The following is an 11,148-nucleotide window of genomic DNA, read 5'->3' as shown; positions in this document are numbered from 1 at the left end:
TCTTAAATAACTATTACTATGAAAAAGATCATTTTTACAGAGAAAGCACCAGCTCCAATCGGACCTTATAATCAGGCTGTATTATCAGGAAATACACTTTATGCTTCTGGTCAGATTGCAATAAACCCGGCTTCAGGAGAACTTATCACAGAAAACATCAATGATGAGACAACTCAGGTGATGAAAAATATTGCTGCAATATTAGAGGCTGCAGATATGACTTTCGAAAACGTAGTTAAAGCTACTATCTTTATTATGGATATGAATAATTTTGCCGCGATAAATACTATCTACGGTTCTTATTTTGATGAAAAAACGGCTCCGGCACGCGAAACGGTACAAGTAGCATGTTTACCCAAAAATGTAAATGTAGAGATTTCTATAATCGCTGTACAATAGCATTTAATAATAATTGTGCCGTTGCTTCATTAGTAGCCAACGGCACATTATGAACATCACAAATCCTGAGCAGCATATTAACATCTACTTCATGAGCGTGACTTGCCAAAGGATCTTTAAAGAAAAACACAACATTAATACTGCCCTCCGCCACTTTTGAGGCAATCTGTGCATCGCCGCCCATACTGCAAGGCAGCATTTTTTTTACTTTAAATCCTGATTTTTCTGCGTTTCTGCCTAATAATCCTGTCGCAATTAGTTTTACTTTTTCATGTTGCAGCGTAATTCCATTTTTTATTAAAAACTGAATCATATCTGCTTTCTTATTATCGTGCGCAATAATTGCGATTACATGTTTTTTCATGATTTAACAATAAATTTATTATCAAACTTACGTTAAAAAAAGAAACATATCTTTATTAAAATAATGATTGTCAAATATTTAACTAAAACACAAGTCAAATACACAAAATTATAACATTTCAGAAGACAAAAAAAACCGTTTCATTTACTGAAACGGTTTTTGAATATTAGGTATATAGGTAAATTTTCTATAATTGCAGCGCAATGGCATTAAGTAATAACTGAGCAGAAGCTTCGTTTGTCGCCAGGGGCACATTATGTACATCACAAACACGAATAAGCATGTTAATATCGACTTCATGAGCATGACTTGCAAGCGGATCTTTAAAAAAGAAAACCATTTGTGTTTTACCTTCAGCTACCCGGGCAGCAATTTGTGCATCACCTCCCATTGGTCCTGAAAGCTTTCTTTTTACCTTAAATCCTGCGTTTATAGCTTTACTTCCGGTAGTTCCTGTTGCAATTAATTTAATGTTTTCCTGAAGAAGAAGGGTTTTGTTTTTATTTAAAAACTGAACCATATCTGCTTTCTTTCCATCGTGAGCTATAATAGCAATTTCCATATGTTACTTTATTATTGATTAGCAACGTGATAAGCTATCAATCCATCAATAGGTCTTCTTAAAACATTCCCCAATTGAAGTTCATACTTATCAAATGTTTCTTGTAATTCGTCTTTCAGGTAAAAAGCGATTGAACCTACAAAATGAACTGGAATTTCTTTACAGTTATCATACTGTTTGATGTAGTTTTTTACAAAAGATTTCATTCCTTTAAAAATGATTTTTCTGCAAAACTCAGTATCCTTATGTTTGATTAAAAACTTTGCAAAAGTTGCTAAATAAGCATTTGGATTTGGCTCTTTGTATAATTTATTTTTGATAAAATCAGGATCTAAATCATATTCTTTTTCAAATTCTACCGCCAGTTCTTTTGGCATTTTATTGAAATAATATTTTCTGATCAACTCTTTTCCAAAAACATTTCCGCTACAATCATCCATTGCAATATAGCCTAATGACTGAACTTTTTGATGCAATAATTTTCCATCAAAATAACTACAGTTAGAACCTGTTCCTAAAATACTTACGATTGCTTCTTCTCCTTTTGGAGTTGTTGCATAAACCGCTGCATAGGTATCTTCATGAACTTCTACTATAGCGTTGCTAAAATATTCCTGAAATATTTGAGAAAGGGATGTTTGCATTCTCTCTGTACCACAACCTGCTCCGTAAAAGAACAAATGAGTGGCATTTTTTTTATTTTGAAGAATATCAAAACGGTCATTTAATCTTGAAATAATTTCAGGACCGTCAAGAATTTCAGGATTTAATCCTAAAGTTTGTGTGGTGAATAATACTTTTCCATTATCATCAATTGCAATCCAATCGGCTTTAGTAGATCCACTATCAACTATTAATTTCATTTTATTTAGTTTTTGGATTAGTTTACTTTAACTAAATAAAAAGTGTGTTTTTTACATTAATTAAAGGCATAACAAAATAAGAAAATCCCGTTACTTTGAAATAACGGGATTTTGCAAAAATATATAATATTATTTTAAACCTGCAATGTGTACAGATAAATCAATCAATTTACTAGAGTATCCGTACTCATTATCATACCAAGATACAAATTTGAAGAAAGTTGAATTTAAACCAATTCCTGCAGTTGCATCAACGATTGAAGTTCTTTTATCAGAAATAAAATCCTGAGAAACAACAGCATCTTCAGTATATCCTAAGATACCTTTTAAGTCAGTTTCAGAAGCTTTTTTCAATACAGCAAGGATTTCTTCGTAAGTAGTTTCTTTAGCAACTTTTACAGTTAAATCTACTACAGAAACGTCAGCAGTAGGAACACGGAAAGACATTCCAGTTAATTTTCCATTCAAAGAAGGGATTACTTTTCCAACAGCTTTTGCAGCTCCAGTTGAAGAAGGAATAATGTTAATGCTTGCAGCACGTCCACCTCTCCAGTCTTTTCTTGAAGGACCATCAGCAGTCATTTGAGTTGAAGTTGTTGCGTGAACAGTTGTCATTAAAGCTTCAACAATTTCGAAGTTATCGTGAATAACTTTAGCTAAAGGCGCTAAACAGTTTGTAGTACATGAAGCATTAGAAACAACTAAATCAGAAGCTTTTGCAGTTTCATGGTTTACTCCCATTACAAACATTGGAGCATCTGCAGACGGTGCAGAAATAATTACTTTTTTAGCACCACCTTTAATGTGCTCATTTGCAGTTTCGATAGTTGTAAAAATACCAGTACATTCAGCAACTACATCAACATCAACTTCATTCCATTTTAAGTCAGCCGGATTTCTTTCTGCAGTGATACGGATATTTCTTCCGTTTACAAAAAGTTTTCCTTCTTTAACTTCTACAGTTCCGTCGAAACGACCGTGAACTGAATCATATTTTAATAAATAAGCTAAGTGATCAACATCTAACAAATCGTTGATTGCTACCACTTCTACATTATCTCTATTGAAAGATTCTCTAAAAACGATTCTTCCGATACGTCCAAATCCGTTTATTCCTAATTTTACTTTTGACATTTTACTTAATTTTTGCTTTTGTTTTTATTACACTAATTTAAAGTCTAATTTCCTCACAATAAACTTCTTTCCTATTTTAAACTTTTATTTATGTTGACATGATATCAGATACTCTCAACAGCTCTCTATCAATTTCAGATTTACCTTTAATTGCCTGTTCAAGAGGCGTTAAAGCAACTTTATCTGCTTGCAGACCTACCATGTAATTTGATTTACCTTCGATCAGTGATTCTACTGCTTTTACACCTAAACGGCTTGCTAAAACACGATCAAAACAAGATGGTGAACCACCACGCTGCATGTGTCCTAATACAGAAACCCTTACATCATATTCAGGTAAATTAGCTTCAACGTAATCTTTTAATTCGAATACGTTTTTACCAATTTTATCCCCTTCGGCAATAACAACTATACTGGATGATTTTCCTGAAGCTTTACTTTTTTGAAGAGAGTCCAGTAATCTGTCCAGACCTAAATCTTCTTCAGGAATAAGAATTTCTTCTGCACCTGCACCAATTCCGGCATTAAGAGCAATATGTCCGGCATCTCTACCCATAACCTCTACAAAAAACAGACGATTATGTGAACTTGCAGTATCTCTAATTTTATCAATACAATCTACTACTGTATTCAAGGCAGTGTCATACCCTAAAGTATGGCTGGTTCCAAAAATATCGTTATCGATTGTACCCGGAATTCCCATTACAGGAAAACCGTATTCTGAATTGAAAATCAATCCTCCGGTAAAACTTCCGTCACCACCTATTACAACCAGAGCATCAACGCCTGCTTTTAATAGATTTTCGTGGGCTTTTTTTCTACCTTCCGGTGTTCTAAACTCAACTGAACGAGCAGATTTTAAGATCGTTCCGCCTTTGTTTACAATATTATTTACGCTTCGGGGTCCCATTTCTTTGAAGTCTCCTTCGATCATTCCCTGATACCCTCTATAAATTCCTATGCATTCTATATTATGATAAGCACATGTTCGAACAACTGATCGTATCGCGGCATTCATTCCTGGTGAGTCTCCTCCCGATGTTAGAACACCAACTTTTTTTATTGTTTTTGGCATTATTTAAGTATTAAAGTGTAAAATTAGCAAACATTCACCACTTTCTGGGTTATGTTTATAATAAATTAATAAAATATGTTAAATTCAAACGTTTTCGTTAATAAGTTTTTCGATAGTAAAAAATTCATTTAAAATAATAAAAGCCACTTATTTTAATTAAATCTTTAAAATTAACAATACATAAATGAAGTGTTATAAAAATCTATAACTAAGTATCGTAAAATTTATGTGCCGCTAAATTTAGCATAAAAAAACCATTCGCGGTAACGAATGGTTTTATATATGGTTATTTTAACAATCTTTTAGAAATCATTGTCAGGAATTAATCCTTCATTATTATTTTGAGGCGGTGGTTTTTTCTCTTCTTCTTTCTTATCTGTTTTTTTATCTGTTTTCTTTTTGTTCTTTTCAGCATCTTTTTTATTAGTGAAATTAACAAAGTCAGGATTTAGATAAGAATCCTGTAAATCATCTGAAGAGCTTTTTATGGCTTTTTCTAATTTATGGTTTTTAAAGAGCTTATTTACCAATTCGCTAAAAGTATCAAAATCTACCTCATACGAGATACCAACTCCTTGCGTATATCCAATTCCTTGCCCAATATAATTGATATCATTTTCTTTATTAAACAAACGCAGGTTCATAGATCCATCTTCATTTACCCTGTATAATATTTCGATATCTCCCACGATAGCTGACTCATTTACACCTCCAACCGGAACTCCTAATTTTCCGTTGATCGTGATTCTTTCATTTACCTGAGAGGTTATATTTGCCACAAACTGTCCATCAGCTTCCTGACCTAATCTTTTATCAGCAGAAATATAATTTAAATCAATATTGACTTTATCATTATCAGATTTTATAATTCCACCCAATAAACTGGAAGCGGTTTCTGATAATGTTCCGGACAAATCGCCCTGACTAAATCCATCTGTACTCATAAACGAACCTGTCGACAGTAAATACAGCGCCTGAGTCTGACGAATATCTTTATCATCCAGCTTATATTGTATCTCTGACTTAAGAACATTGCTCACAGATGGAAACTGAATATCAAAATTAGGCTCCGGGCTCGTTAAATCTCCTCTCAATCCAATGACAACTTCTACCGGTACTTTTTTATTAAATGACGAAGTATTATCTAAAAGTACAGCAGGATTTGCAGAGGTTTTATATACTGCCTCAAGATTCAACTGAGCTTTCATAGGGTTTCCTTCCCAAATAATAGATCCTCCTTTTTTGACTGAGAATTTTTTATCGATTAATCCACCGTATTTAAAATTATAAGTTCCTTCATATGCCTGGAAATCTCCCCACATATTAAATTTACCCAGTGTATTTATCTTAAATAATAATGATCCGTATCCTTTTCCTTTCATTCCGTGTCCTGAATTTCTGTCCAAAATAACTTCGACCTCGGCATCCGGGGTAATATCAAAATCAAATTCCAGCTCAAGACCATTATAATTTCTTGTTTTCTCGACGATACCATTCGCCAGATTGTATTTTTCTTTTGGTGTAACAAAATGAATCCAGCTGCTCTCTCCTACGCTTTGCGCATTATTGATCGGAATCTTAACTTCAGTTCCTTTCTCAGATTTAGCATCTACCTTTATAAATAAGTTTTCTGTTGGACCTTTTATACTTGCTGTCCCATTAATAAATGCGGTACCAAAATAGGCGGCATCTTCACTATCTTTCGTATCCAATGCCAACAATCGTTTAGATGTTATAGTAAGATCTAACTTCCAGTCTGAAAAATTATGATGTTCAATACTACCATTTAGCAATCCTTTTGTTTGGTATTTTGTATCAGTAAGCTGATTGTTTCTAAATAAAAACTTTTCATCGGTTAAATCAATAACAGTTCGGTCACTGAGTTCATAATCCGTATTAAGGTATGGAACTGTCATTCCGGCTTTTTCTACATACAATCGGCCGTTTATTTCCGGTTTTTTAAGATTTCCTATAACCGCGGCATTTCCGGAAACAGATCCTCTCACATTCGACAGCACATCACCGCCAACCGTTCCTAAAGTGGCAAGATTAAATCCTTCGAGTTTTAGATTTAAATCCAGAAAAGTCTCCTTATTTTCGATTGCAAAAGTTCCGTTTGCCCTAAATGATTCTGTAAAACCATTTTGAATAGAGGAATTTATCGTGAACTTTTTAAAACTTTCATCTCCTGAAATATCAAAGTTCAAAGTCCCCAGATCTATTTTATTCAAATTAAGATGATCGATGGTAATAGCCGCTGTTGGCTGATAAACATTCTTATTCTGTTTATAATTTATGTTTCCGTTTAAATTACCATTAAAAACAAATTTAGAATTTAGCGGGGTAATTTTATTGATATCAACATCCTCAAAATTCAGTACGATATCTTTATAATCATTTCCTTTTATCACTCCGTTTAAATCAATTTTCTGATTTTCGTGTGATAAAATAATATTATCAATTGTAAAGTTTTTAAAATACTGATCAAAAACAATCTGATTATCTTGTTCAGAATTTTCATTTAAATACCATAAATAGTCTTTAAATTTCATTTCCGATTTCTTGATTCCAACAATATTATTTTTGTTTTTATCAATGGTATGATACAAATCCAGATTAAAATAATCCTCCCCTTTTTCTCCACCTTTAAACTCAGATCGAACAAACAAAGTATCTTTTGATGTTACATTGATCAAATTAAAATCACGTACCTTATAATAAGGTGTTTTAATACTGTCTAATTCGACATACGCATTATAAAGTGGGTTTTTATTATCGATACTGATTCGGATATTATCGAAAGTGTTTTTTGCAGCCGTAATTTTCTGTGATTTAAACCTGAATTTAAATTCCTGCAAATCAGAATCAATTTTTCCGCGCATTACCGTACTTGAATCAATATTAATTTCCGGATAAAGCATTTCGACTACTTTGTCGTAAACATGAAAATTAAAACGCAGAAACTGCCCTTTTTTAACTTTATAAGGTTTATAATTGGTGTAAAGGCTTCCAACGGAATTCATTACAAGCTTTTCTAATTGTGCAAACTGAAATTTACCAACTATCTGACCATTTACAACATCTTTAGAATTAATGGTAATCGTACGTAGTTTATCGGCATCAAAATTAGAATTAACTGTTATTTCATCAAAAGCATAGGTTGCCTTTGGATTTTGATATACAGCATCTTTGATCGAAACGGTACCTTGCAGGTTCTCGATCGAGTTTCCGGTAACTTCGACAACTGCATCTCCTCTAAAACTGGAAACAGAATCGTTTATGAATCTCAGTTTTCTTAAATCCGCATTTTCTACATTAATATGAAAATCATATTTACTTTCGCGTTTACTCAAATCGACCAAACCATCAAAAGTCAGGCTTAAATTGGGATCATTTACAGAAAGCTGCCCTTTATAATACGGCAATTTAAAATTACCATTCACCACAATATTATTGTAGGTATATTTATTGTAATCTAATTTTGAAATATCTCCTTTTATAATGGTGTTCAGATATTTTTCAGTAAATCCAACACCGTCAACATCTAAATTCAGGGTTGTCCTGCCAATATCTTTTCGATTCAGCAAAGCACCAACATTAAAATTGTCTAAAATAATATTTCCAGAATAGGATGCTTTATCGATAAAATCCATATTATTCATATGCAGATCGGCTTGCCCGTTTCCTAGATCAGTAATCATTTTAAAATTAGTTTCTAAAGCTATTGTCGAAACTTTAGCCTTACCAACAATATTAAATTTACCAATTCTCTTAAGTTCCTTTGGAAGTTTTTTTCCTAAGATCCCGGGTAATATCACCACTAAATTATCATAACTGGATATCAGTTTATCAAACTTTCCATCCATAGCAAACTTTTGGGTTTTGCTTCCTAACAGATTTTTAAAATTAATGGTTCCGTTAATCTTAGAACCATTTGTATCACTTAATTTAAGATGTCTTAAATTAAGATTGTTTAAAGTTCCTTTTATCTTGGTTTTGATTTTAAAATGCTGGTTTTTACCCAATCCGTCATAAAAATAACGAATATCATTTGAGGCAATAGACGCAGAATCAAGTGCAACATCAAATTTTACTTTATCAGTAAAATGCAAAAAATCCTCTACTTTATAATTTAAAACCGCTTTACCGTAAATCCAGGATCTCTTCGTTTTTATTGCCAGATTTTCAACTTTAATCTGTTTTTTAGTATATGTTAATTTACCGGCAAAATTGGAAACATACAAACCGCGGTGATCTAAAAAAGAAAACCTGTGAATGTTTGTATTTACATCTGGCCCGTACAATTTAAAATCACTGATATAGGCATTTAATTTTTTAAAATCCAGGAATACCGGTGTTGTTTTATTTTCATCTACAACAGAAAAATTCCCATTTGATATGTAAGCATTTCTGGCTGTAAGCAAAAAATGTCCTTTTGATTGGGATTTTTTACCGGTCTCAAATAATTTAATAAACTTATTGATATTATTTTCGTTCTCGTTTTTATAGGTTTTCAGGTTAAAAATCAAACCTGTTAGACGAAGATCTCCAAAAATCAAATCCCCATCTATTAACCTCTTAAAGCTCAAAATATCTGTTGTAATAATATCAGAATAGATTAAAGTTTTTTTGTGATGGTCGAGAATTACTACATTTTTTAGTTTAACACCTCCAAAAATATTTAATGCTACTTTATCAACTTTAATATCAGCTTTAAAATCCGTTCTGAGAGATTCTGTTACGTAGTGTGCAATTTTTGTCTGAACAAAGGGCAAAGACAAGGTTATAGCGAGTGCCAACAAAAGTAAAATTAACCCAATTAGGGTTCTGGATATTATTTTCTTTACTGTTTTGATAGCTGCTTTTATTTTTAGTTTTCTTTTAATTTATTTTGAACAGACAAAGAACGACTGTTTTTGATAAAAATTCTTTAATTTTGGCTTCTCCTTATAATAAAAGAAAATCAAATATTTGATTTGTCAAATATAATTCAAAATTCGTGCCTTTATATGCAAAATTCAGAGGTTTTTATTCTTGCCATCGAAAGTTCATGCGATGATACTGCCGCCGCGGTTTTACATAACGACAAAGTACTCTCAAATGTTGTGGCCAATCAGTTAATTCACAACCAATATGGTGGTGTAGTTCCTGAATTAGCCTCGAGAGCACATCAACAAAATATTGTTCCGGTAATAGATGCTGCACTTCGCAAAGCAAATGTACAAAAAGATCAACTAACTGCTATAGCTTTTACGCAAGGTCCGGGATTAATGGGCTCTTTGCTGGTAGGAAGTTCTTTTAGCAAATCGCTCTCACTCGCTTTAAAGATTCCGTTAATTGCTGTTAATCATATGCATGCACATATTTTAGCGCATTTTATAGACGAAGAAGGTTTTGATAAACCTGAATTTCCTTTTTTGGCCCTGACAATTAGCGGCGGTCATACTCAGATTGTGAAAGTAAACGGCTTTTTTGATATGGAAATTATCGGTGAAACTACTGATGATGCTGTTGGAGAAGCGTTTGACAAGAGTGCTAAAATTCTTGGCCTTCCTTATCCCGGCGGACCTTTGATTGATAAATATGCCAAAGAAGGAAATCCAAAAGCATTTGCGTTTACAAAACCAAAAGTTCCCGGATTAGACTTTAGTTTTTCCGGATTAAAAACAGCCATCTTATATTTTATTCAGAAGAAAAAACTGGAGAACCCCAATTTCATCGAAGAAAACCTGAATGATATCTGTGCTTCTATTCAATATACTATTATAGAAATTTTGATGGACAAATTGAAATTAGCGGTAAAAGAAACCGGAATCAAACAAATTGCGATTGGCGGAGGCGTTTCTGCAAATTCAGGAATCAGGACAAGATTAAAAGAAAGCGAAGGAAAATACGGTTGGAAAACTTTTATTCCCAAATTCGAATACACTACAGATAATGCCGCAATGATAGGAATTGTAGGGTATCAAAAATATTTATCAAGTCGTTTCGAAACTTCAGCAGTAGTTTCGAAAGCGCGAATTCAATTTTAATTATGCAATTATTTTACAATCCCGATATTGACGAATCAACTGAAAGTTTTGCTTTTGACAAAGAAGAAAGCCGACATATTATAAAGGTTCTCAGAAAAAAAGATTCGGACATTTTACATGTTACAAATGGTTTTGGTTTATTGTTTGAAACTGAAATCACATTGGCTTCAGACAACAAATGTACTGTTCAGGTACTTTCGATAAAAAAATCTCCAGAGCCAAAATTTCATTTGCATTTAGCGGTTGCACCAACCAAAATGAACGATCGTTTTGAATGGTTTTTAGAAAAAGCAACCGAAATAGGAATTCAGGAAATCACGCCCATTATTTGCGATCGCTCTGAACGAAAAGTAATTAATTTAGAGCGTTTTGAAAAGATTATTCTTTCAGCAATGAAACAATCGAACGAAACATATCTGCCAAAATTAAACGAAGCAATCTCGTTTAAGGAATTCATAAAACAAAAAAATAAAGGTTTGCAATTGATTGCACATTGCGAAGAAACAGATAAAAAATCATTAAAAGATATTCTAAAACCCAATGAAAGTGTTACGATGCTTATTGGTCCGGAAGGTGATTTTTCTGAAAAGGAAATCGCATTGGCTATAGAAAATAATTATCAGCCGGTTATGCTAGGAAATACAAGATTAAGAACTGAAACTGCTGCAATTGTAGCATGTCATAGTATTGTTTTTTTTAATGAAATACCAAATTAAAAT

The 11,148-nt window shown here is 32.8% G+C and carries 9 protein-coding genes; 3 read left to right on the top strand and 6 right to left on the bottom strand.

What is annotated here, in order from left to right; translation table 11 throughout:
* Positions 1 to 18 precede the first annotated feature (18 nt).
* Entirely contained in the window at positions 19 to 399 is a 381-nt protein-coding gene (locus tag RC62_RS14755) for a RidA family protein (RefSeq protein WP_055096477.1), read from the top strand.
* On the opposite strand, the gene RC62_RS14750 is transcribed toward RC62_RS14755, so the two are convergent.
* From RC62_RS14750 to RC62_RS14725, 6 genes are all read right to left on the bottom strand, one after another.
* Positions 380 to 763 (bottom strand): methylglyoxal synthase, encoded by a 384-nt coding sequence (locus tag RC62_RS14750; RefSeq protein ID WP_055096476.1) that lies wholly within the window; start codon positions 761 to 763, stop codon positions 380 to 382. The genes RC62_RS14755 and RC62_RS14750 overlap by 20 nt on opposite strands.
* A 187-nt stretch (positions 764 to 950) precedes the next feature.
* Positions 951 to 1,325, bottom strand: a complete 375-nt coding sequence (locus tag RC62_RS14745; protein ID WP_055096474.1) for a methylglyoxal synthase — start codon at positions 1,323 to 1,325, stop codon at positions 951 to 953.
* An 11-nt stretch (positions 1,326 to 1,336) separates the two neighbouring features.
* Positions 1,337 to 2,188 (bottom strand): N-acetylglucosamine kinase, encoded by an 852-nt coding sequence (locus RC62_RS14740; RefSeq protein WP_055096472.1) that lies wholly within the window; start codon positions 2,186 to 2,188, stop codon positions 1,337 to 1,339.
* A gap of 129 nt (positions 2,189 to 2,317) precedes the next feature.
* Positions 2,318 to 3,322 carry a type I glyceraldehyde-3-phosphate dehydrogenase gene (gene gap / locus RC62_RS14735; RefSeq protein WP_055096468.1) on the bottom strand — a complete coding sequence of 335 codons (1,005 nt, stop codon included), beginning with the start codon at positions 3,320 to 3,322 and terminating at the stop codon, positions 2,318 to 2,320.
* Positions 3,323 to 3,410: 88 nt separating this feature from the next.
* Positions 3,411 to 4,397, bottom strand: a complete 987-nt coding sequence (gene pfkA, locus RC62_RS14730) for a 6-phosphofructokinase (protein ID WP_055096466.1) — start codon at positions 4,395 to 4,397, stop codon at positions 3,411 to 3,413.
* Between the two features lie 302 nt (positions 4,398 to 4,699).
* Positions 4,700 to 9,199 carry a translocation/assembly module TamB domain-containing protein gene (locus RC62_RS14725; protein WP_245176833.1) on the bottom strand — a complete coding sequence of 1,500 codons (4,500 nt, stop codon included), beginning with the start codon at positions 9,197 to 9,199 and terminating at the stop codon, positions 4,700 to 4,702.
* 207 nt (positions 9,200 to 9,406) lie between these two features.
* Between RC62_RS14725 and tsaD the strand changes: the two genes are divergently transcribed.
* A complete protein-coding gene (gene tsaD, locus RC62_RS14720; RefSeq protein WP_055096461.1) occupies positions 9,407 to 10,429 on the top strand; it encodes a tRNA (adenosine(37)-N6)-threonylcarbamoyltransferase complex transferase subunit TsaD in 1,023 nt (340 codons plus the stop codon).
* 2 nt (positions 10,430 to 10,431) lie between these two features.
* Entirely contained in the window at positions 10,432 to 11,145 is a 714-nt protein-coding gene (locus RC62_RS14715; RefSeq protein ID WP_055096458.1) for a 16S rRNA (uracil(1498)-N(3))-methyltransferase, read from the top strand.
* Positions 11,146 to 11,148 lie beyond the last annotated feature (3 nt).

The sequence above is a fragment of the Flavobacterium aquidurense genome, from assembly GCF_001404985.1.
GTDB classification, from domain to species: domain Bacteria; phylum Bacteroidota; class Bacteroidia; order Flavobacteriales; family Flavobacteriaceae; genus Flavobacterium; species Flavobacterium aquidurense_B.
Note: the sequence above shows the minus strand (reverse complement) of the source record. Positions and strands in the feature narration are given on the sequence as shown.

Excerpts from the sequence above, each read along its gene's own strand:
- RC62_RS14755 (WP_055096477.1), top strand. The coding sequence starts at position 19 with ATGAAAAAGATCATTTTTACAGAGAAAGCACCAGCTCCAATCGGACCT.
- RC62_RS14750 (WP_055096476.1), bottom strand. The coding sequence starts at position 763 with ATGAAAAAACATGTAATCGCAATTATTGCGCACGATAATAAGAAAGCA.
- RC62_RS14745 (WP_055096474.1), bottom strand. The coding sequence starts at position 1,325 with ATGGAAATTGCTATTATAGCTCACGATGGAAAGAAAGCAGATATGGTT.
- RC62_RS14740 (WP_055096472.1), bottom strand. The coding sequence starts at position 2,188 with ATGAAATTAATAGTTGATAGTGGATCTACTAAAGCCGATTGGATTGCA.
- gap (WP_055096468.1), bottom strand. The coding sequence starts at position 3,322 with ATGTCAAAAGTAAAATTAGGAATAAACGGATTTGGACGTATCGGAAGA.
- pfkA (WP_055096466.1), bottom strand. The coding sequence starts at position 4,397 with ATGCCAAAAACAATAAAAAAAGTTGGTGTTCTAACATCGGGAGGAGAC.
- tsaD (WP_055096461.1), top strand. The coding sequence starts at position 9,407 with ATGCAAAATTCAGAGGTTTTTATTCTTGCCATCGAAAGTTCATGCGAT.
- RC62_RS14715 (WP_055096458.1), top strand. The coding sequence starts at position 10,432 with ATGCAATTATTTTACAATCCCGATATTGACGAATCAACTGAAAGTTTT.